The 23,249-nt window shown below is 53.7% G+C and carries 19 protein-coding genes; 4 read left to right on the top strand and 15 right to left on the bottom strand.

All coding sequences use genetic code 11. The features are described from left to right. Nucleotides 1-20 precede the first annotated feature (20 nt). Nucleotides 21-1,208: an acetyl-CoA C-acyltransferase gene (locus H616_RS0106380; RefSeq protein ID WP_027966618.1), complete on the top strand. Its 1,188-nt coding sequence runs from the start codon at nt 21-23 to the stop codon at nt 1,206-1,208. 125 nt (nt 1,209-1,333) lie between these two features. Here the strand turns inward: H616_RS0106380 and H616_RS0106375 are convergent, their stop codons facing one another. The 4 genes from H616_RS0106375 to H616_RS14365 all read right to left on the bottom strand — a co-directional run bounded on the left by H616_RS0106375 (nt 1,334) and on the right by H616_RS14365 (nt 7,796). Continuing rightward, a complete protein-coding gene (locus tag H616_RS0106375) occupies nt 1,334-1,597 on the bottom strand; it encodes an Lpp/OprI family alanine-zipper lipoprotein (protein ID WP_027966617.1) in 264 nt (87 codons plus the stop codon). A gap of 176 nt (nt 1,598-1,773) precedes the next feature. After that, a complete protein-coding gene (locus H616_RS0106370; RefSeq protein ID WP_027966616.1) occupies nt 1,774-2,424 on the bottom strand; it encodes a L,D-transpeptidase family protein in 651 nt (216 codons plus the stop codon). Between the two features lie 146 nt (nt 2,425-2,570). Further along, nucleotides 2,571-5,201, bottom strand: coding sequence for a type I DNA topoisomerase (gene topA, locus H616_RS0106365; protein WP_027966615.1), 2,631 nt, complete (start codon nt 5,199-5,201; stop codon nt 2,571-2,573). A gap of 267 nt (nt 5,202-5,468) precedes the next feature. Next, nucleotides 5,469-7,796, bottom strand: a complete 2,328-nt coding sequence (locus H616_RS14365) for a DUF3141 domain-containing protein (RefSeq protein ID WP_084155745.1) — start codon at nt 7,794-7,796, stop codon at nt 5,469-5,471. A 335-nt stretch (nt 7,797-8,131) separates the two neighbouring features. On the opposite strand from H616_RS14365, the gene lipA reads away from it, so the two are divergent. Continuing rightward, entirely contained in the window at nt 8,132-9,190 is a 1,059-nt protein-coding gene (gene lipA / locus H616_RS0106355; RefSeq protein ID WP_027966614.1) for a lipoyl synthase, read from the top strand. A gap of 89 nt (nt 9,191-9,279) precedes the next feature. Here lipA and lipB read toward each other — a convergent pair whose 3' ends face one another. The 11 genes from lipB to H616_RS0106300 all read right to left on the bottom strand — a co-directional run bounded on the left by lipB (nt 9,280) and on the right by H616_RS0106300 (nt 19,709). Continuing rightward, nucleotides 9,280-9,903, bottom strand: coding sequence for a lipoyl(octanoyl) transferase LipB (gene lipB / locus H616_RS0106350; protein WP_027966613.1), 624 nt, complete (start codon nt 9,901-9,903; stop codon nt 9,280-9,282). 2 nt (nt 9,904-9,905) lie between these two features. Further along, nucleotides 9,906-10,214, bottom strand: coding sequence for an HP0495 family protein (locus tag H616_RS0106345; RefSeq protein ID WP_027966612.1), 309 nt, complete (start codon nt 10,212-10,214; stop codon nt 9,906-9,908). A gap of 59 nt (nt 10,215-10,273) precedes the next feature. Beyond that, nucleotides 10,274-11,494 (bottom strand): D-alanyl-D-alanine carboxypeptidase family protein, encoded by a 1,221-nt coding sequence (locus H616_RS0106340; protein WP_035572706.1) that lies wholly within the window; start codon nt 11,492-11,494, stop codon nt 10,274-10,276. Nucleotides 11,495-11,545: 51 nt separating this feature from the next. Continuing rightward, a complete protein-coding gene (locus tag H616_RS0106335; RefSeq protein WP_027966610.1) occupies nt 11,546-12,424 on the bottom strand; it encodes a septal ring lytic transglycosylase RlpA family protein in 879 nt (292 codons plus the stop codon). Beyond that, nucleotides 12,421-13,494: a lytic murein transglycosylase B gene (mltB, locus tag H616_RS14360; RefSeq protein WP_420835257.1), complete on the bottom strand. Its 1,074-nt coding sequence runs from the start codon at nt 13,492-13,494 to the stop codon at nt 12,421-12,423. Before mltB ends, H616_RS0106335 begins: the two co-directional genes overlap by 4 nt. Before the next feature lie 131 nt (nt 13,495-13,625). Next, nucleotides 13,626-14,759: a rod shape-determining protein RodA gene (gene rodA / locus H616_RS0106325; RefSeq protein ID WP_027966609.1), complete on the bottom strand. Its 1,134-nt coding sequence runs from the start codon at nt 14,757-14,759 to the stop codon at nt 13,626-13,628. Beyond that, nucleotides 14,756-16,678, bottom strand: coding sequence for a penicillin-binding protein 2 (mrdA, locus tag H616_RS0106320; protein ID WP_027966608.1), 1,923 nt, complete (start codon nt 16,676-16,678; stop codon nt 14,756-14,758). Before mrdA ends, rodA begins: the two co-directional genes overlap by 4 nt. Nucleotides 16,679-16,700: 22 nt before the next feature. After that, entirely contained in the window at nt 16,701-17,168 is a 468-nt protein-coding gene (gene rlmH / locus H616_RS0106315; RefSeq protein WP_027966607.1) for a 23S rRNA (pseudouridine(1915)-N(3))-methyltransferase RlmH, read from the bottom strand. A 79-nt stretch (nt 17,169-17,247) separates the two neighbouring features. After that, nucleotides 17,248-17,616: a ribosome silencing factor gene (gene rsfS, locus H616_RS0106310; protein WP_027966606.1), complete on the bottom strand. Its 369-nt coding sequence runs from the start codon at nt 17,614-17,616 to the stop codon at nt 17,248-17,250. A 99-nt stretch (nt 17,617-17,715) separates the two neighbouring features. After that, nucleotides 17,716-18,405 (bottom strand): nicotinate-nucleotide adenylyltransferase, encoded by a 690-nt coding sequence (gene nadD, locus H616_RS0106305; protein WP_027966605.1) that lies wholly within the window; start codon nt 18,403-18,405, stop codon nt 17,716-17,718. Then, a complete protein-coding gene (locus tag H616_RS0106300) occupies nt 18,405-19,709 on the bottom strand; it encodes a glutamate-5-semialdehyde dehydrogenase (protein WP_027966604.1) in 1,305 nt (434 codons plus the stop codon). The genes nadD and H616_RS0106300 overlap by 1 nt, the downstream gene beginning before the upstream one ends. A 142-nt stretch (nt 19,710-19,851) precedes the next feature. On the opposite strand from H616_RS0106300, the gene H616_RS0106295 reads away from it, so the two are divergent. Next, nucleotides 19,852-21,255 (top strand): bifunctional DedA family/phosphatase PAP2 family protein, encoded by a 1,404-nt coding sequence (locus tag H616_RS0106295; RefSeq protein WP_027966603.1) that lies wholly within the window; start codon nt 19,852-19,854, stop codon nt 21,253-21,255. Between the two features lie 64 nt (nt 21,256-21,319). Further along, on the top strand, nt 21,320-23,230 hold the full coding sequence (locus H616_RS0106290) for a DNA topoisomerase III (protein WP_027966602.1): 1,911 nt from the start codon (nt 21,320-21,322) through the stop codon (nt 23,228-23,230). Nucleotides 23,231-23,249: the final 19 nt, after the last annotated feature.

The following is a 23,249-nucleotide window of genomic DNA, read 5'->3' as shown; positions in this document are numbered from 1 at the left end:
CCGATACTGGGAGATATATGATGAGCCAGTTTGACGACATTGTTTTTCTTTCTGCCGCGCGCACCCCGATGGGCGGTATGCTAGGCAACCTTTCCAGCATGAGCGCACCCGAGCTTGCTGCCGTTGCCATCCGTGCTGCTATTGAGCGCGCGGGTGTCGAGGCATCTAGCATTAACGAGGGCATCATGGGCTGCGTACTGCCTGCAGGCGTAAAGCAAGGCCCAGCCCGACAAGCGATGCGCCAAGCGGCAATTCCCGATGCAATTGGTGCGACAACCATCAACAAACTATGTGGCTCAGGCATGAAGGCCACCATGTTGGCTCACGACCTGATTCGCGCTGGCAGTGCAGACATCATGCTGGCTGGCGGTATGGAATCGATGTCCAGCGCACCGCATATTTTACCCCGTGCACGCAGTGGCTATCGCTTAGGACATGGCGAGCTCAAGGATCACATGTTCCTGGATGGGCTGGAGGATGCCGAAACCGGCAAACTGATGGGTGTGTTCGCCCAGAACGTAGCCAGCGAGCGCGGATACACCCGTGAGCGCATGGATGACTTTGCTATCGCGTCACTAGAACGCGCCATGGAAGCGGCCAACGCTGGCCACCTCAATGCCGAAATGGCTCCGGTCACCGTGAGCAGCCGTAAAGGCGACACCTTGATTGAGCGTGACGAGCAACCTTTTCAGGCCCGCATCGATAAAATTCGCGAGTTACGCCCCGCGTTTGCCAAAGACGGCACCATTACTGCTGCCAACGCCAGCTCTATTTCCGATGGTGCTTCAGCACTGATTTTATCGAGCCAGGCTATCGCCGAGCGCCACGGTATAACACCACTGGCTCGTATGCTGGGTCACGCAACCCACTCTCAGCACCCCAGCGAATTCACTATCGCCCCTGTCGGTGCCATCAAAACACTACTGAAAAAGCTCAACTGGAGCGTTAGCGACGTTGATCTGTTCGAAATCAATGAAGCCTTTGCCGTCGTTACGCTAATAGCAATCGATGATTTGGGGTTGTCACATGACAAAGTCAACGTTTATGGCGGCGCTTGTGCTCAAGGCCATCCCATTGGCTCTACCGGCTCACGAATCATTGCCACACTTATTCATGCCTTGAGAAGCAAAGGTAAGAAGCGCGGCATCGCCAGCCTATGCATCGGTGGCGGTGAGGCGACTGCGGTGGCGGTCGAACTCATCGACTAACGCGAGTTCACCAGACCAAACACCAAGCCAGAAACGACAAGAGCCCCGCCAAAGGCAGGGCTCTTGTTACAGCACATTAATTCAACGCACTGTTACACCGTGCTGCAAAAGCAGCGTCAGGTGTTTTACTTACGCATGTTACGCTGGAACATGCGGTTCATTTCTTCACGGTTCTGCTGTGACATCTGCAGAGCAGCTTGTGCATCACGCTGCGCTTGGTTAGCAGTGTTCATTGCCTGTGAAGCCATGCCCAGAGCTTCTGCAGCGTCAACCTGTGCAGCTTCAGCAGTTACGCGAACGTCTTCCAGAGCGCTTGTAGATGCACAACCAGCCATAACAGTCATGGCAGCAGCAGCAGCAGTCAGTTTCAGAGTGTTCTTGATAGTCATAAGATTCCCCTTAGGATTTCCTTGGTACTACACGTTGATGTTGCCTGTAAAACAGGCTTCCTGCACATGCAGGATTCATACAGCCTAAAACGACTGTGTGTCAGGTGCCAGAGACTGTTGAAAAAAAACACAACAATGACTGCACCAAAAACGAGTATTGACTGTCTGAGCGAATCCTAACGGATCACAACCCTCGTGCCAATGTCGACTAACGACGACAGACGCGCTATTTGGTAATCTTCTATCGCCACACAGCCGTCTGTCCAATCCATTCGCCGGTGAATTTCAGCATCTGCCTCACCAACACCATGTATACCAATATACCCGCCAAGCACTGTTTGCTGTGGAGGCGTTCCATTCACCCGATAGTACGTAAAATAATCATCATAATCCTGCTGACTATATACGCCAGTTTCAAGCGCCTGACGCGCATGAAAAGGTGTTGGGTAATCCAGGCCAATAAAAAAATCAAACTTACTGTCAGGGTTGAAACGAGTAATGTGAAACTCACCCAGCGGAGTCGTACGTCCTCCTTCAAAGCGCTGCGCCGCAGAGCCTCCTCGCCCCACCGCAATCGGTGAAAAAGACTCCAGCAACGCATTGCCTCGGAAAACCCTCAGCCTCATCTCCTGCTTGTCAATCAGCACCCATATTTCATTTGCAGTGCGCGGACTACTGGCCTGTGTCAGTAACTTTCCCATATCAAGATCAACTTCGACTGGCGGCTCAAATAACAGGCTTTTCATCACACCAGCGTCAGCCGAACTCGCCAAAAAAATGGAGCCCAGCCCGGTCAGTCGGCAAAAATCACGGCGCGTCAATGACATTTTATTGTTTATCCTCCTTGATCTGGCCATGCATTATATTACCCCTACTTATAACGCCAAGCTAACAACGTTTAGCGACAGGCCATACAAGCAGCAATGGTTGTCATTCACCATGCAATCTGACAAAACCACGCCTTTTATAACCATTACTTGCGCTTATCTTCAACCTGCCAGCGGCTGCCATCAAAGGTAGCTTTCCATCCTGACGCCTTACCATCCTGTTCAGTCATCACGAACTGCTCTTTGGTCTTACGTGAAAAACGAATCTGGGTTGGGCGCCCATCTGGGTCCTCGCTCGGCGCATCGAGCAAGTAATGATACTTTTCAGGCAACGCTTTACTGTGTGCTTGAAGCTCACGCACCAGCGGCGGACGCGTTTCACGGTTTCGAGGGAATTTGCTGGCCGCCATAAATAACCCACTGGCACCGTCTCGTAAAACATAATGGTCATCAACCTTTTGACAGGCCAGTTCTGGCATATCGATTGGGTCCATTTTAGGCGGTGCTACCTCACCACTTTTAAGCAGTTTACGCGTATTCTTGCAACTTTCACTGGTGCAACCAAAGTACTTGCCAAAACGTCCCGACTTGAGCTGCATGTCACTACCGCATTTATCACATTCGATCACTGGGCCTTCATACCCCTTGATACGAAAGCGCCCTTGCTCAACTTCATAACCTTCACAATCGGGGCTATTACCACAAACATGCAGTTTGCGAGTCTCGTCAATCAGGTAACTGTCCATGGCGGTGCCACAAATAGCACAACGCTGCTTCGCACGCAGGGCATCCGTTTCTGCCGCTTCACCGGCATCTGCTGCCACCGCCTCATCGCCCGGCAGTAGGTCCATGGTGGTCTTACAACGCTCTTTGGGCGGCAGATTATAGCCACTACAGCCCAGAAAAACCCCCGTAGACGCTGTGCGAATTTGCATTTTTCGCCCACAAGTGGGGCAATCAATGTCAGTGGGAACGGGCTGATTAGGCCGCATTCCCTGATCACTTTCTGCCACGCTCAGCTCGTGGCGGAATTCTGCGTAGAACGCATCCAATAGCTCGCGCCAACGTCGCTGGCCTTCGGCCACCTCGTCAAGATTGTCTTCCATACGCGCGGTAAAGGAGTAATCCATCAGGTCAGGGAACGACTCAGAAAGCCGCTCACTGACGATATCGCCAAGCTTTTCTGCATAAAAGCGCCGATTCTCCAAGCGCACATAACCCCGGTCCTGAATGGTTGAAATAATCGCGGCATACGTCGAAGGACGGCCAATACCTTTCTTTTCAAGCTCCTTAACTAAGCTCGCCTCGGTGTAGCGCGGCGCTGGCTTAGTGAAGTGCTGCTGAGGGTCCAGGGCCTCAAGGGTCAGCGGCGTGCCTTTTTCCAGATCCGGCAACGCCTGGTCTTCCTCTTTGCGGCTCATGGGCTTCATGACCCGAGTATAACCATCAAACTTAAGCACACGGCCCCGTGCCTTAAGCTCATAGCCATCAACCTCAACAAGCAATGAGGTGGACAAATATTCGGCGGGAGGCATCTGGCAAGCCACGAACTGACGCCAGATCAGTTCATAAAGGCGCTCAGCGTCTCGCTCCATTCCCGCCAGATCCGTGGCACGGCGGGTCACCTCAGACGGACGGATCGCCTCGTGAGCTTCCTGAGCACCATCTTTGCTGCTATAGCGATTAGGCGCATCAGGTAAATAGGATTTACCAAACTCTTGGCCGATATAATCTCGCACGCTGTCTACCGCCTCACGCGACAGATTGGTGGAGTCAGTACGCATATAGGTGATGTAACCTGCTTCATATAGCCGCTGGGCCATCATCATTGTTTTCTTGACTGAGAAGCCCAAACGCCCACTGGCCGCCTGCTGCAACGTCGAGGTAATGAAAGGCGCATTCGGCTTGGAGCGAGTCGGCTTGTCTTCCCGGGCACTAATAGCCAGTGCCGCCTTTCGCAGCCCGGCAATATTTTCCAAGGTCTCGGCTTCAGATGTCGGCCGAAACGCCTTGCCATTATAGCGCAGCAGTTCAAAGCGAATTGGCGCCTCGCCTTCCGCCGCTAAATCAGCATGCACATCCCAGAACTCTTCTGGCACAAAGGCTCGAATTTCACGCTCACGTTCAACAATCAGCTTCATTGCCACCGATTGCACTCGGCCAGCAGATAGCCCACGGGCGACCTTTGCCCACAGTAAAGGAGATAACATGAAGCCAACCACACGATCGAGAAAACGTCTGGCCTGCTGCGCCTCAACCCGCGGCATATTAAGCTGCCCTGGGTCTTTAAAGGCTTCCTGAATAGCGTTCTTGGTGATTTCGTTGAATACCACTCGACGATAACGTTCGCCGTCTCCCCCAATGGTCTCGCGAAGATGCCAGGCAATGGCCTCCCCTTCGCGATCCAAATCCGTCGCCAGGTAGATAGTGTCTGCTTTTTCAGCCAGCTTTTTCAGCTCAGACACAACCTTCTCTTTACCTGGCAACACCTCGTAATGCGCTGCCCAGTCATTATCTGGGTCAATTCCCATGCGCCGTATCAGCTGAGTATGCGCTTTACGCTTACGATGCTCAGCTTTGTCCTCAGGCGACATTTTACGCGTGAGTGCCGCTTGGCGCGCACGCTCTTTGGGGTCCGAGGCCTGCTTACCAGAGCCGCTGGTCGGCAAGTCACGAATGTGCCCCACACTCGATTTCACAATGAAATCTTTGCCGAGATATTTGTTGATCGTCTTAGCCTTGGCCGGCGACTCAACGATGACCAGTGACTTACCCATAGTGCTCCACACTTGTTTAATTACGAAGGCCGAGGAAGGCGCAATGCTGGGCCGGCGCGGACGGCGCCGACTCCTCGGTAGCCAGACTCCCGACAATGACAGCCCAGCCAATGGAATCGCGCTTACCCTAACCCAGCCACCGTCATCGCGCCAGTCAACACGTTGGCTTTATGTAAAATGAAAACCCCCGCAGCCAATGCTGCGAGGGTTCAAAGCAAAGTGACACGACCCAGGGCATAACTCTCACGATCAGATATCTATGCTTTCTCAGGAGCGTTTTTTCCGCGATCTGGGCGCATTAGGCCTAGCACCGGTGCCTGCCACTTTTGTCTTTCTCATTTTCGCTTGAGTCGTCGTCGGCGACACCTGCTCTTGCTTAACGGGTTCTGCGTCAATCAGCAACGGTTCTACTGGCTGAGCCTGCGCAAACAGCTTTTTGATGCGCTCAAACCGCCCTCCCGCATGATGACTCAGTTCGCCATTAACGGCCAGCACATGCTCAATCGTTTCGAGATGACGGCCCACATCCTCACTAGACAACCCTTCCAGCATGCGAGGAATCGCCGCCAACGCCGCTCTCAGGTCATGGCTAAGTGCGGCAGCCTGTTCACGCACCAACTGCTTGAACTCAGCCAGTCCTGCAGTCGTACCCAGGCTTTCATGCAGTGTTCTGAGGCGGTTGAAGCTTCGCCCATCCGTAGACGTCGAAGCACCCAAAATATAGATAATCGAGCGCATAACTGCGGCTTCGCCGCCACCATCCGCCAAATGCTGAGACACCTCAAGGCTGCGGCGCTCCAAGAAGCGGCGATGCTCTGGCTCCGTACCCGGGCTACGACGATGCACATGAGCATCCCCCCCCAGCCCAACCAACGCTTGCAAAAGCGGCTGACCATAGATATCAAGAAACATTCGCTCCGTGCTGCGGTCACGCAGCTCACGAAACGCATCCAACGCATGGGTAATCTGACTAGACATCACGCCTTCAAGTGCACGAAATATATTATCGTCGCCCACAGGATGGCGATTCTGACGAACCATATCCGCAATCACCGGCACTTGAGCCATCAGGGGGTTGCTGTCAGACCACAGTCGATATCCCATGCGATTAGGGTGCATACGGCGCATCCAGTGAGCTGTCTCTGGCGTTGCCACCGCCTGAATCATCGGCCTGATAAACTGCCGGTACAGTCCCAGGTTGATTTCTGAAATCCGCGCCAGCGTCGCAAAGCGTTGATCATCTTCAGGGCGATGATGAATTTCCTGATTCAGTTCATCAAAATTGCGCGTCTGAAACTCCAGCAAGTAATTACGTTCGGTTGCCTCGCTAACCGTACGTTCATCAGCATGCGACACCGTCGTTTCATAGAGCCCTGGCGGCAACACATCGATAAAGTCCATGTTGGCAGTAAACTCTGCATGTTCCTTGCGTGACACACTGCCCGACACAAAGATACCCAAGTGACCCGTGGTATCGTGCATGCAATAAACGATGGTTTGGTCATTAGCAACGACATCATGGTGGTCGTCATACAAATCGCGAATCCACCCCAGCGCCTGCGGAGGCGGTGTAATGTCATCCCCACGCGAACAGAACACCACAACCGGCGAACGCAGGTTGCGTAAGTCAATACGTCGGCCATCTGACGTCACCAGCTGAGCAGTAGACAAGCGATTGCCGACAAACAGGTTATCAACGATGTATTGGATTTCCTGGCCACCCAGTACCACGTGGCCACCCCACCAACGTTCGAAATCCAGATAGCGCTCTGCTTCAGTATCAACTTGGGAAAACAACTGGTATTGCTTATTCCACAAGGTGTTAGCCGGATTCAGGCGCTCAAAGTTTTCTACCAATGCAGCGCCATCAAACTGGCCGGCACCCAAGTCACTCATCAACGACGTAACCCAGCTACCACCGGTCATACCACCGGTATACCGCATCGGCGCCCCGCCCCGCTCACCTGCCCAATAGGACAACGGCGCGCCGGCAATGAGGATGGGCCCAAACTCATCAGGCTCCAGAGCGGCAGCCATCATGATCTGCCAGCCAGCCTGACAATTGCCGACCACCATCGCTTTTTCATCAATGCTCGGATGTAGTGCATTCACGTGGCGAACAAACGCGATTTCCGCCTCAACGACATCCTCAACAGTCTGCCCTGGCTCAGGGTATGGCAAAAAACCGATAAAATAACAGGGGTGCCCCGCCTGAAGGGCAACGCCAAGCTCACTATCAGGTTTGAAACCACCAATACCCGGCCCATGGCCAGCACGCGGATCAACGACCACAAAAGGACGCATCTGCGGGTCAATTTCCATGCCCTCGGGAGGAAGGATCCGCAGCAACTCATAATTAACGGGGCGCGTAAAAGTGCGGCCGTCAAGCAACTCCTCAGATTCAAAACCCAGCACATTCGGTTTGGTCTGGGCAATATGCTCGATATATTGGTTACCACGCTCACGCATGACATCCATATACAACACACTGCGCTGCAGCGTATCGCGCCAATAGTCATAGGCGGACCGCCCAAAACCGAAAGGGTCGAGCATTGAGAGTGCAGCAGGTGGCAGCGTCATCATTTCAAGGGGCATACAAGACATCTCCAGCCGGCGTTATTGAAGTCAACAGCCGTGACCATGGCGGTAGCCGACACAGCCATGCTGCGATGCAATATAGCGCAAAAACCTTTCCCTCGCGAGAGACTTTGTCAACTCGTTACATTTGTTTTATGGACAGGTCCGCCGCACCTCCATACCACTCATACCACTCAAGCTGTAAAGACATGGCTGTAAAGACAATATCGGCTTATGGTAGGCTGGGCGGATTGAATTACTTTCACTTCTGGCTAGGCTGACAGCAAAACGATCCAGCAAAACTATCAGACTGCCATGTTAGGTGATACGCCGCCGTGGAGGGGTATATCAGCATGAGCGAGCAAAGCTCACACCGGGTAATCAGCGGTAGCAAATACCGCAATGCCCAAGGCACCACAGCCATCAAAGATGGCATGAAGCAACGTGTCAGCGACACCTCTGAAACCGATCTTGGGCGCAAGCCCTCTTGGCTGCGTGCCCAGATACCTGCCGGGCAGCGATTCGAAGCCGTAAAGCGTAATGTCAGTGAACATCGGCTCAGCACCGTGTGTGCTGAATCGCACTGCCCCAACATGGGCGAGTGCTGGAGTAATGGCACCGCTACCATCATGCTGATGGGGTCGATCTGTACCCGGGCCTGTCGCTTCTGTGCCGTCGATACTGGCAACCCCAAAGGCTGGTTGGATGCTGAAGAGCCTGATAACACGGCCAAGTCTGTCAAGTTGATGGGGTTACGCTACATCGTGTTGACCTCAGTCGATAGGGACGACCTAGATGACGGTGGGGCTGGACACTATGCCGCGTGTATACGGGCGATAAAGTCGCTCACACCAGAGGTTGTCGTCGAAGCACTCACACCAGACTTCGATGGCGTGCATAGCGCCATTCAAGAAGTGGTCGACTCAGGTCTGGAGGTTTTCGCCCAAAACGTGGAAACCGTCGAACGGCTGACCGAGCGTGTACGTGACCCCCGCGCGGGCTACCGTAAAACGCTAGAGGTATTGGCTTACGCTAAACGCCACAATCCTAACATCATTACCAAAACCAGCCTGATGCTGGGCCTTGGCGAAAGTGATGAAGAAATCTATCAGACATTTGACGATTTGCGTGCCATAGGCGTCGATATCGTGACTCTTGGGCAATACCTGCGCCCTACCCGCAACCACTTACCGGTAGAACGCTGGGTCACACCGGATGAGTTTGAACATTACCGCCAAGTGGGGCTAAACAAAGGCTTTATGGAAGTGCCTTCCGGCCCGCTGGTACGTTCAAGTTATCGCGCCGACCAGGTGTTTGAGAAAAACAACTTGGGGCTGGAACTGTCTGACCACGCCCAAGTACCTGACCAAGAACCCGACCCCAATATTATTCCAGTACGCAACGTCAGCTGACGTATAAAAAAAACACGCACAGATCAATGCTCTGGGCGTGTTTTTTTATGGCGTTCATAACACTTATGTCCAACACCAACAGATAACAGCTAGATCAGCTCACGCCCCAGCGTTTTAGCGAGGCATGTCGCCAAATGCTCACCTACCGTGATGGCCGGCGGCAGCTGTTTAACCAAATCAGCCATACGCGTCATCTCAAGCCCTTCATACCCACAGGGGTTGATCCGATGAAATGGTGCTAAGTCATTATCGACATTTAGCGCCACCCCATGAAAGCTGGCACCACGACGAATTCTCAGGCCAAGCGAGGCTATTTTATACTGCCCCACATAAACCCCCGGCGCATCAGCACGAGCACAAGACGCAACCCCATACTCCGCCAGTAAATCGATCACAGCATTTTCGATATCACTCACTAGCTGGCGAACACCCAGCTTGGCACGGCGCATGTCAATCAAGGGGTAGACAATGACTTGCCCTGGCCCATGGTAGGTGATCTGCCCGCCACGGTCCGTCTGTACTACCGGAATATCACCCGGCACCAGCAAGTGCTCAGGTTTACCAGCCTGCCCTTGCGTAAAAACGGGGTCGTGCTCCACCAGCCATAACTGATCTTCCGTATCGCCGTCTCGCACATCCGTTAATTCACGCATAGCCTGCCACACGGGCTCATAGGGTTGTCGCCCCAACCGCTGCAACCTAATTGGCAACACCTTTACACCACCATGTGAACACGACCCGTCGCCTTGAGAGCATCAAACAACGACTTAATCTGCTCTTCCCCTGTCGCATAGATGCTAAGACGCGCAGACAGGTAGCGCCCATTGCGGCTTGCGACTAACTTCATGGTTGAGACATCGAACGTCGGATCAAACTGCTCAATCACTCGGGCCACCGCCTCCCCAAAGTCGTCCGCTGCGTCACCTACCACCTTGAGGGCATAATCGCAGGGAAATTCAAGCTTGGGCGGCCCCATTGAACTACCTGGGCTAGGATTTCGAAGGTCGCGTATCTGGCCACTCATCTCTGACACCTCACTTACCATGAAAGATCATCTTCTCTCAGCGCACAATCACACTGCAATTAATCAAACCAGCCGCCAAACAAGTTGCTGAAGAAGCGCATGATAGAGTCGATCAGACGTTTGAAAAAACCACCTTCTTCAATAGGCTCCAGCGCCAACAGTTCTCGCTCATCAACCACTTCATCGCCCAGCGTAACGGTCATTAAACCCACCACCTGGCCTTTCTGAATCGGCGCATGCAGGTCCTGCTGAATATCAATTGTCGTGGTGACTTCGTCGCTACGATTGCGCGGCAACGTCACCATAACAGGACCGTTAATACCCACGGAGAGAGTATTGGTGTCGCCACCCCATACCCGAGTTGTTCCCAGCGGAGCGCCAGCTTCTTCAAGCTTTACCGTCTCAAAATAGCGAAAGCCGTAACTAAGCAGCTTCTGCGTTTCCTGTGTTCTGGCTGCGTCTGATGACGTACCCATTACGACCGAAACCAACCGCATATCTTCACGTTCCGATGACGCCACTAAGCAGAAGCCCGCTTCATCAGTCCAGCCTGTTTTCAGCCCATCAACAGATGAGTCACGCCACAGCAAGCGGTTGCGATTGGACTGCTCAATACCACCAAACGTAAACTCCTTCTGGGCGTATATCTGGTAATGCTCGGGGTAGTCTTCAATGATGTGACGAGACAAGTTGGCCAAATCACGCGCCGACGAATAATGATTCGAATCTGGCATCCCCGTCGCATTCATAAAATGCGTATTGGTCATACCCAGACGATCGGCATGCTGGTTCATAATGTCGGCAAACGGCGCTTCGCCACCAGCCAGATATTCAGCCATGGCAACGCTGGCGTCATTACCCGAAACAATAACAATACCTTGCAACAACTCACTGACTGGTACCTGAGTACCAACCTCAATGAACATCCTTGACCCACCCATGCGCCAAGCTTTCTCACTGATAGGCACCAGGTCGTCTTCACTGATATTTCCGCTATTCAGCTCACGTTCTACCAAATAAGCCGTCATCAGCTTGGTTAAGCTTGCCGGGGGTAAACGCTCATCAGCGTTATGCTCAGCCAACACACGACCACTACCAGCATCCACTAAGAGCCAAGAACTGGCAGCCAAATTCGGTGAACTGGGAATCATGACAGGCGGCGCTGGCGGCTTATCCGGGGTGGGCACGGCACTTTGGGCCAGCACATTGCCCGCCAGCACAGCACCAACAACAAAGGTCGTCAGGCGTCGAAAGGAACGAAGATAAGATGAAGCTTTCATGGCAAGTGAATCTCTTGGCAAAGCAGAAAAGTGAGCTGGAATAACACGAAGTTACTCAACATTATCAACAACAAATGTTTCTTCAAATCCGGAATTCTGAAGTTTACGACGAATAGTCCTGACATCTTCAGACCGGCTGACAGGCCCCACCTGAACTCGGTAGAGCCCTGTTTCATCTTCAACACGCACTGGGTAATCAAGTAGCTCATCCAGGCGACCTTCAAGCGCAGAAGCACTGTTTGCCGAGTCTAGAGCGGCCACCTGCACATAAACTGCGCTGCTTGGCGTAACAGAGCGTTGAGCCGAGGACGAAGAAACAGCAGGTGCAGCACCACCCTGCGCCTGCCAGTTACGCGGATCGATAGCCTCAACTTTCACCCGCCCAGTACCAGCATCAAGGATGCCCAAACGCGCCGCAGCCGCGTAGGAAAGATCAATTTCCCGCTCGCTATGAAAAGGCCCACGGTCATTAACACGCAGTATCACTGACTTGCCGTTATCCCTATTGGTGACCCGTGCATAAGTCGGTAATGGCAAAGAACGATGCGCAGCGCTCATCTTATACATGTCATAAATTTCGCCATTGGACGTCGCGTAACCATGGAACTTCTTTCCATACCACGACGCCGTGCCATCACGACGATAACCACTGGCATTATCCATCACCCGATACGTTTTCCCCCACACCTCATAGGTTGACTTATTCCCTCCCCTAGAGTGCGACTCAACACGCGGCACGGCGTCCGGCACCTGGCTAACATCCGGGGGTTCCTGGGGGTAAGCGTCCGAGTTCATATGATAGCGCTCACCACTAGGCTCTGGCGTCACCTCGGGCACAGCAGTATCAGGTGCCTGCTGAGCAACCTCCTGAGTACTTGAGCAGCCTGCCAATAACAGCAGGCTGACCCCTACCTGATACCAGCGTTTCATGGGCTCGCCTCACGTTGCACATCGTTGATAAAGCCCGACTCAGCCTCAAACTCAAGCTGGGCTGCGGCAATCGCCTCAGCAAGCTCCGTCACCGCCATGGCATACAAATAGCTATGATTGTAGCGGGTGATAACATAAAAATTGAACAGACCCATCCGATACTGGGTAGAACCATCCTCAAGCTCAAGCGCCAATGGCACGACCTTAACATCACCTGCAACATCAGCCTCAGTGGTAATGCCTTTCTGAGCCAGCTGACTGACACTGATATAAGGGGCTTTAGCTTGATTGAAGTTAATTCCTGAGGGCGGATTAGCAGGCCCCTGAGCGTCAAAGTAAATAGGTACACCAGCCTGCCAACGATGCTCAGCAAAATAATTGCCAATACTGCCAATAGCGTCTACCGGGTCAGTCCACAGGTTGCGCTTACCATCGTCGTTAAAGTCCACCGCATACGCCATGTAACTGGTAGGTATGAACTGTGGATAGCCCATGGCACCGGCATAGGAACCCACCAACTCGTCAGGTTCTACCTGCTGGTTCCAGGAGATTTCCAGAAAGGTCGCTAATTCTCCACGGAAAAACTTACCGCGGCGCGGATGATGAAACGCCAGTGTAGACAAGGAGTCTAATACTCGATGGTTGCCTTTTATTTGCCCAAAGCGTGTTTCTACGCCCAAAATCGCAGCAATCACTTCAGGCGGCACACCATAGGCCTGTTCAGCTCGCTCAAACGCGTCCTGGTGTGCTGCAATAAACTCAACGCCTTCGCGTATTCGTTCTTCACCAAGAAAAATATCGCGATAGCTGTGCCAAACCAGATTGTATTCAGCAGCGCTAGTCATCGCATCCAGCACTTCCTTGCTGAATTCCGCACGGTCCATCGCGTCATTAAGCCACTCACGCGACACGCCACTTGCCGACACCTCATCAACCAGCGCCTTGACTTCACCGCTGTGAGGGTCGAAATCTGCTGCCATAGTTTGCCCTGATGCGATAAGACATCCCATCACACTAGCGATCAGCAGCGCTTTTGAGCGCCTGAGTTGCAATCCCTTCATTGCTGACATCCTGTTCTTCTCCAAGAAGCTGGCATTACGGCAACCACCGTGTGCATTACCTCACAATGGTGCGAGTATTCATTACATAACGCGACGAACGTTCTTCCAGCGTTATGCGTCACTTTTTCTTTGGTGTGCCGCTAACGCGGTAACAAACGGCGCTGTGCGTGAACTGACATGAGAATACCGAAACCCGCCAACAAGGTCACGCTGGAGGTCCCCCCGTAACTTACCAACGGCAGAGGAACACCAACAACCGGCAAAAGGCCGCTAACCATGCCAACATTAACAAACACATAGATAAAGAAAGTGAGCATGATGCTACCGGCCAGGAGCCGACCAAATGTTTCCTGTGCAGCACTGGCAAGCCACAACCCGCGACACACAATCAACAAATACAAAATCAAAAAGGCCAGCATGCCCACCAGCCCAAACTCCTCACCCAGCACCGCAACAATAAAATCCGTATGGCGCTCAGGCAGAAACTCTAACTGAGACTGAGTCCCTTCAAGCCAGCCTTTGCCCCATACACCGCCACTGCCAATGGCCGTGGTTGATTGAATAATATTCCAACCGGCACCCAGCGGGTCTGTTTCTGGGTCCAGAAAAGTGAGTACACGACGCTTCTGGTAGTCATGCATATTCATCCACAACAGCGGTAACGCAGCAGCAGCTAGCGCCGAAAGCAGGCCAATAATCCGCCACGACAGCCCTGCCAACAACACCACAAAAACAGCCGACAACGCCACCAGTAACGAGGTGCCCAAGTCAGGCTGTCGTGCAATCAGCAGCACAGGTACGCCAATCAATACAGCACATACGACTAAATCCCACAACCGCGGCGGTAACGGGCGACGACTTAGCCACGCAGCCACCATCATCGGCATGGCGAGTTTCATTAACTCAGACGGCTGAAAACGCATCACTCCAGGAATCACCAGCCAGCGCTGAGCCCCCATGCCCATATCACCCATGATTTCTACTGCAATCAACATAGAAACACCCAGCGCATAAGCCGCAAGTGCCCAACGTTGCAACGTAGTGGGTGATAACTGCGCCAGCACTACCATAACCACTAGCGCCAGAATAAAACGCATTCCCTGGCGAATGACCAAGTCCAGATTCTGCCCGCTGGCGCTGTACAACACACCTAACCCACTAATAATCAGCACCACAAGCAGTAGCAGCAACCAGGGGTCAAGATGAATCCGCTCCCAGTAACTGCGTTTGCGTGACAGGCTACCTGGCGATATTCCCAACACATTTTTTGTCATAACGCACCTTCTGACAGCGCCGCAGCCTCTGCGTCTGGGTCTTTCTCTGCCTGGCTGCCCGCAGGCTGCCCCCCTGCATTTCGCTCAAGCAGCCAGAAATCACTCATGGCACGCGCAAGTCCTGCGGCATGGCTGCTCCCGCCACCCGCATTTTCAACAATCACAGAAACCGCAATTTTGGGCTCATCAACCGGAGCAAACGCCATAAATAACGCGTGGTCACGCAACCGCTCACGTATCTGAGATGCGTTGTAACGCTCATTCTGACCCAGCGAAAAGACTTGGGCCGTGCCCGACTTACCTGCCATGGCATATTCCAGCCCTACGCCAGAGCGTCGCGCTGTACCTTCACGACCGCTGAGCACTTTTTTCATGCCTGAAAACACCCTGTCCCACCACTCATCATTGGGCAAAGTGATGTCATCTAAGGTTTCTGGCAGAACCTCCGGCAACGGATCGCCCCCAATTTCCAGCGCAAGACGTGGCTTCACCCAATGACCTCGGTTAGCCAGCACTGCTGTGGCTGTTGCCAGCTGTAACGGGGTCACTTGCAGATACCCCTGACCAATACCAACAGACAAGGTTTCCCCCGGGTACCAAGACTGGTTGAAGCGCTGGCGTTTCCACTCTCTCGACGGCAGCAAGGCACTCCCCTCACCCGCCACATCGGCGGCATTTCGCTGGCCAAAGCCAAACTTCGACAAGTGCTCACTAATACGATCAATGCCTACATCGTGTGCCAGCGAGTAGTAATAGGTATTATTAGAAACGGCCAGCGAACGTTCCATATCAACGCGGCCATGCCCCCAGCGTAACCAGTTACGATAGCGACGATCATCATTGGGTAGTTGGTAATAACCGGGGTCATAAATGGTCGTCTCTGGCGTGATAACCCCAGACGCCAGCCCTGCAATCAGCATGAATGGCTTGATGGTCGAGCCTGCAGGGTAACTGCCACGAATGGCTCGATTAAATAATGGCAGGTCAACATCTTGCTGCAACGCTCGGTAGTCCTTCACATTGATACCCGTTACAAATTGATTGGTATCAAACCCAGGAACCGAAGCCAACGCCAGAATTTGGCCGTTACGGGGGTCAATCGCGACAATGGCGCCACGTCGCCCATCCAGCAAATCAAACGCCAGCTGCTGCAGCGGTTTATCAATCGAGAGTTTCAGGTCTTTTCCTGAGACCGAATCTTCACGTTCCAGCTCGCGCAACACTCTGCCACGTGCATTGGCCTCTACTTTGCGTATCCCTGCTTTACCATGCAACTCATCCTCATAGGACAGCTCAACACCCGTTTTGCCAATATAGTGCGTACCGGCATAGTTACCACTATCGATACGTTCCAACTCTTGCGTATTAATCCGCCCCACATACCCCAGCACATGAGACATAATCTCGCTGTCAGGGTAATGGCGCAAAAACTGCGCCTCAACTTCAACCCCTGGCAGGCGGTAGCGATTAACGGCAAGCAGAGCTATCTGTGATTCGCTCAAGTCGTTGATCAATAGCGCCGGCTGATAAGAACGCTGGCGTTGTCGTGAGCGAGCACGCAGCGACTCAACCTCATCTTCCGGCAGAGCCAGCAAATCAACCAGCAGTCCCAGAGTTTCATCAAGGTTATCAACACGCTCGCGCACCAACATCAGATTATACGTTGGCAAATTTTCTGCCAGCAGCTCACCATTGCGGTCATAAATCAACCCACGACTAGGCGGCAGCGGCTCAACCCTGACCCGGTTCTTGTCCGAGCGCGTGCTATACACCTCATGCTGAACAACTTGCAGGTAATAAAGACGCGCACCCAAAAGCCCCGTCAACAGCACCACCAGCACCACGGCCAACAGCATCCGCACACGGTAAATGTATAGCTCTCTTTGGGGATCCTTAACGGGGTTGCGGTGCAGACGCATGCAGCAAAAAGACCTCAATCACTCATCGGTGGTAGGGATGGCCAACCATCAGTGTCCAGGCACGATACAACTGCTCGGCCAGTACAATCCGCACCAGCGGGTGCGGAAGCGTCAACGGCGACAGCGACCAGCGTTGGTGGGCCTGAGCGGAAAGTCCAGGCTCAAGCCCATCGGGACCACCTACCAGCAGCACCACATCCTGCCCCTGCATACGCCAGCCATCGGCTTCTCGGGCCAGTGCTTCAGTGCTCCAAGGCTTACCCTTAACTTCCAGCGCCACCAAATGTTCATTGCCTTTAAGCCGCGCACGTACCCGCTCGCCTTCCACGGCAACCGCTCGCCCAAGATCAGCATTTTTCCCCCGGGCGCCAGGGGCTATCTCTTCAATTTCCAGAGCAAAGTCGCGTGGCAGACGCTTACGGTATTCATCAACACCACGCGTTACCCAGTCAGGCATGCGGGTACCGACAGCCAGAATTCTGACTTTCATCTACCCCCCTTCACTACAGCCACGGCATTTGCAAGAAGTGGTCTTGCCACGCCCATCGCAACATCCTTGTGCAAAGACATTAATGCTGGCGAAGCGGTTCTTCAGCGACCGACAGATCATCGGCAGGCAGATCAGCCCACAGGCGCTCTAAGTCATAGAGTTCGCGGGTTTCAGGCATCATCAGATGAAGAACCACATCACCCAGATCCACCAGTACCCATTCGGAACCGCCCTCACCCTCCAGTCCCAGCGGTGGCACTCCAGCGTTCTTGGCCTTGAGCACCACTTGTTGTGAAAGTGCTGACAGGTGCCGGCTTGAGGTACCGCTGGCTACAATCATCCATTCGGTAACGCTGGTCAGGTGTGAAACGTCTAACAGCGCAATATCTTTGGCTTTAACGTCTTCTAGGGCGTCAATAACCAGGGTCTTGAGTGCGTCGCTATGCATGCTTTTTGATTCAACTCTCTGATGTTGGATAGCAGAGCCGCTATTGTAACGACTCTTGAGGCTGCAAGCAGCGATCTTTACGCTCCCGCCCACGATCTTTCAGCCCAACTGCTCGCCAACGCCCGTTCCATACAAGCCAAGCGCCAGCAAATGCCGTTCTACATCAGCGGTTAACAAGTAACGCACACTACAGCCCCTAGCTAACCGCTGACGAACATAGGTAGCCGAAACGGCCATGCGGGTAGGTAGGCTGAGATGCAGAAGGCCACCTGCTGTGCTCGCCATTAACTGCGCTGGCGTATTGACCTCGCGGCCTGCAATCAGTTCGCTCAACGCGTTTGATAAGGGCGCATCATGATCTGGCCGCTCCATCACCACGACATGAGCCAGCTCGAACAAGCGCTCAGGCTCATGCCAGTCAGCCAGCCGGAGAAACGCATCATGGCCCAAGGCCATCACCAGCCGTGCCTGATCGCCATATTCCGCACGCAGTTCAGCCAGGGTGTCAGCACTAAACGATGGGCCAGAACGCTTGAGCTCACGGCCATCGGCCACCAGCCCTGGCGTGTCGCCGATGCCCAACTGCAGCAGCTCCAGCCGATGCTCTGCACTAACGCCCGGTGCCTCACGCAGTGGCGGGCGAGCCGCAGGCAGCATGTGAACGTAATCCAGCGCCAGTGCATCACGCAGTTCAACAGCGCTACGTAAATGTCCTAGATGGACTGGGTCGAAAGTGCCACCAAACATCGCAATACGCGGCGACTCATGTGTTCCCAAGGGCACAGGCATCACTGCCGAATCTGGCCATCGCCAAAAACCACATACTTGCGCGTGGTCAAACCCTCCAGCCCTACTGGGCCGCGCACATGCAAACGGTCAGTGGAAATACCGATTTCAGCCCCCAGGCCATACTCAAACCCATCAGCAAAGCGTGTTGAAGCGTTAACCATAACTGAGCTGGAATCTACCTCGGCCAGAAAGCGCCGCGCTAAGGTATAGTTTTCCGTCACAATCGCTTCCGTGTGGCCAGAGCTATAACGCTCAATGTGTTGCATGGCGGCCTCAATGCCATCCACTACGCGAATAGCCAACACTGGGGCGAGATATTCCGCCTGCCAGTCATCCTCAGTGGCTGCGTTGATATCACCCAGCACGTCACAGGTGCGCTCACAGCCGCGCAGCTCTACCCCATGCTCAGCATAGGCAGCTGCCAACTGCGGCAGCATCGAAGCCGCCAAGGGCGCGTCTACCAATAGCGTTTCCATGGTATTACATGTGCCATACCGTTGGGTTTTGGCATTAATGGCAATCGCCAGGGCTTTGTCAGTGTCCGCACTGGCATCTAGGTAAACATGACACACGCCATCCAAATGCTTGATAACGGGCACCTTGGCGTCGCGGCTGATGCGCTCGATCAGCGATTTTCCACCCCGCGGAATAATCACATCCACATAGTCCGCCATGCTGATCAAGGTACCAACGGCTGCACGGTCTGTGGTTGCCACCACCTGCACTGCTGCCGCTGGCAACCCAGTACGCTCAAGCCCCTGGGCAATGCAAGCAGCCAACGCCGCATTCGATTCGCGCGCTTCCGAGCCGCCACGCAAAATACAGGCATTACCTGACTTCAAACACAAACTCGCCGCCTCAATCGTTACATTAGGGCGCGACTCGTAAATAATTCCAATCACCCCTAATGGCACACGCATCCGGCCAATCTGCAAACCACTTGGCATATTGCGCATATCATCAATAGCGCCAACAGGGTCTGGCAACGCCGCCACTTGGCCAAGCCCTGCTATCATGGCATCAATACGGCTATCATCCAGCGCGAGGCGGTCGAGCAGTGCGGCATCTAAGCCATTATCACGACCACGGGCAAGGTCGCGCGCATTGGCAGCCAGCAACTCCGCACGAGCGCCTTCCAGCGCCTCTGCCATAGCCAACAGAGCGGCGTTTTTCAAGGCGGTGTTAGCACTACGCAACGGGGCCGCTGCACGCTTGGCTTGCTCGCCAAGCCCCAGCATATAAGCGTGAACATTATCAAGCGAGGGAGCGGCAGAAGGCGTGGAATAAGAAGCGTGAGCGGTCATGCGTTGGGGTAACTCCTGAAAAAAAATCCTGATGTCTTCAATAGTAAGTCACCATACGCCGTAAATACAAAACCTCGACCAGTTCACAAACACCCAGCGTATCGGCTAGTCTGTGCCACTTGCTAATGGAGCCTGAAACACCGTGAATTTTGTTGACACCCTGTACGCGTGGGCACCTTCGCCCACCATGCTATTACTGATTATTGCTGTCATCTCACTGCTTGAGTCACTCGCCTTGGTCGGCCTGCTATTGCCCGGCGTTGTGCTACTCACTGCTGCCGCCTCATTAGCAGGGCATCAGGAAATCGCCATATTTCCCTTGCTGACAGTCGCTTTTATCGGTGCTGTAGCAGGTGACAGTCTAAGCTTCTGGCTGGGCTACTCCCAACGCGAAAAAGTCAGCACCCTCTGGCCACTTAGCCGCTACCCCCAATGGCTGGAACAGGGGCAAACATTTTTTAACCGCTACGGCGCACTCTCAATTCTGATTGGCCGTTTTGTTGGCCCAGTGCGTCCTGTCATCCCCTTGGTTGGCGGCATGATGCACATGTCACCACGCTTGTTTCTAGCAGCTAACATGGCATCTGCCCTGCTATGGGCGCCCGCGTATATTCTGCCCGGCTACTTGCTCGGCCATGCCTGGCAGAATATGGCCATCATGTCGCACCCACTACGTAGCTGGGTGATCGGCCTAGGCATACTCCTTGTGGTGTTAGCCATTATGTTTTCTTGGCTACGCCTACAGCTACAGCGCGGAGGCAGAGTTTATGGGCTGTTTGCCAACTTAGCGCGGCACAGCCGATTAACTCGCGCACTATGGCTTAAACTTACCCGCCCGCCTAATAGCGAGCTTCCTCTGGCTAGCTGGCTACTACTGCTTACCTCACTAACCGCTCTTGCCGGCCTGTCCATCGCGGTCATTCACGCCAACGGGCCTTTTGCGTTAGATACTCAGCTTCACCAGCTAGTTATCGAGTTTGCTCAACCCGGCCAACTGGTACTTGCCAATACATTAGACCGGATTGGCGATCTATACGGCATCCTCGCAATCGCACTGCCTTGGGCCATCTGGATGCTATGGCGTAAACGCATCGACCTGTTTGCCCATTGGAGCATTGCTCTGATAGCGATTGCGCTGATCAACACCGTAGGAAAAATCAGCATTGGCCGTAGTCGCCCTTGGGCGCCAGAGCATCTCAGCGAGTCTTTTTCCTACCCCAGCGCCCACGCCTCAACCACCATTTTGTTGCTTGGCCTGATGGCAGGATTCATCGCCAATCAACTGCCCACAGCACGGCGCTACTGGGCTTACTGGGCGGCAATACTGGCCGGACTCGTCATGGCACTGTCGCGCGTGCTACTCGGCGTGCACTGGCTTAGCGACATTATTGGCGGCGCACTGCTTGGGTTAGTTATTAGCGCCCTCACGCAGATTTCATGGCAACGTGTTTCACGCCCCCCGCTTAACAATATGCCGTGGAAGCGCCTGCTACTGGCCTCGGTACTAATGATTATTTTGCGTTTATTAGTCCTGGGCACCGTCTAGCCGCAGACGTTTTTTTCACCAACAAGCCATACGGCCTGAACCATCACCCAACCGGACTCGTGACATGCGCCTCATCATTGCCGAGAAACCCAGCGTTGGCCGAGCCGTTGCCGATGTACTTCCCAAGCCTCACCAGAAAGGCGATGGGTTTATCAGGGTGGGTAACGGCGACGTTATTACTTGGTGCATTGGCCATTTACTGGAGCAGGCGGAGCCAGATGCTTATGACCCTGAGTACAAAAAATGGAAAAAAGAGCATCTGCCCATCGTTCCCGTCGAATGGAAACATCGCGTTAAGTACCAAACCCGTTCGCAATTTACTACCGTTAAGCGACTGATCAAAGACGCCGATCAGCTAGTCAACATGGGCGATCCTGACCGCGTCGGCCAGATCCTGGTCGATGAAGTCATCAATTATTCAGGAGTCAACAAAGCAAAACGCGATGCCACCCTGCGTTGCCTCGTCAACGACATGAACCCCGCCGCCATCAAGAAGGCGTTGAATGACCTTCGCAAGAATACTGACTTCATACCGCTAGCGACCTCCGCCCTGGCAAGAGCAAGAGCCGATTGGCTGTATGGCATTAACATGACGCGCCTCTGCACCCTGCTTGGCCAACGCGCCGGTTACAACGGCGTGTTATCGATTGGCCGAGTACAAACCCCCGTGCTGGGCCTGGTCGTATACCGTGATCAGGAAATAGCCAACTTCACCTCTAAACCCTTTTACGAGGTTCTGATTACACTGCAAACCCAAGCGGGTGAGCGATTTTTTGCCAAATGGCAACCCAGCGCCGCTTGCGAGCCTTACATGGACGCACAAGGCCACGTGCTATCACGACAACTGGCCGAGGTGGTGGTGCAAAAAGTGGTGGGCAACGCAGGCAAGGTCATCGCAGTAAAGCGTGATAAGAAAAAGCAGCCACCACCACTGCCGTACAGTCTTTCCTCACTGCAGATTGACGCCTCAAAACGCTTCAACCTGAACGCCCAAAAAACGCTGGATATCTGCCAACAGCTATATGAACGCCATAAACTGATCACCTACCCCCGTTCAGACTGCCGGCACCTGCCTAAAGGCCACTACACCGAGCGTCAAACCGTTGTACAAGCTATTGCCAAAACCGCTCCAGGGCTCGCGGAAAGCGCACAACGCGCCGACCTCAACCTAATCAGTAAGGCATGGAATGACGCCAAAGTTGGTGCTCACCACGCCATTATTCCCACCTCGCGCGCCATGTCATCAGAGCAGCTTTCTCGAGATGAAGCCCATATTTACGAACTAGTGGCCCGCCAGTATTTGATGCAGTTTTACCCCGCCTTTGAGTATACAGAACACCAAATTGACAGCGAAGTAGCAGGCGGGCTGTTCGTGGCCAAGCAAACATCAACGCTTGCTCAAGGTTGGAAGGCCTTGCTACCACCCCAGAAAAAAACAGCGCAAGCGTCAGCGCCTTCACCCACCCCGCTGCCCTCAGTAAAAACCGGTGACGCCGTGACCTGTCTCGACGGCAAGGTAGAAGAGAAACACACCAGTCCACCAAAACACTTCACCGACGCCACCTTGTTGGCCGCCATGACCGGCATCGCTCGATTTGTCTCAGACCCTGAAATAAAAAAAGTCCTTAAAGACACCGACGGACTCGGCACAGAAGCCACCCGAGCAGGCATCATCGAGCTGTTATTCAAGCGCCAGTTTCTGACCAAAAAAGGCAAAGAAATTCACGCTACCGATATCGGAAAACAACTCGTAAAAGCCCTACCCGAACGAATGGTGGCCCCCGATATGACCGCACATTGGGAGTCTCAGCTTGATGCCATCAGCGAGAAACGCATGCGATACGGGCAGTTTATGCAGCCCCTCACTGATGGCCTGAAAGCACTAATTGCTGAAGTAGAAGGCGGTGATTTCTCGGCTCTACGTGGAATGGGCAAAAAGCCGATGCGAAAAAGAAAAACAGCCAGAAAAAAATAGCACAGCACAAACCGCATAA

Source organism: Halomonas halocynthiae DSM 14573 (assembly GCF_000425725.1).
Classification (GTDB): domain Bacteria; phylum Pseudomonadota; class Gammaproteobacteria; order Pseudomonadales; family Halomonadaceae; genus Halomonas; species Halomonas halocynthiae.
The sequence above is the reverse complement of the archived record's forward strand: the minus strand, read 5'-3'. Positions and strand labels throughout refer to the sequence as shown.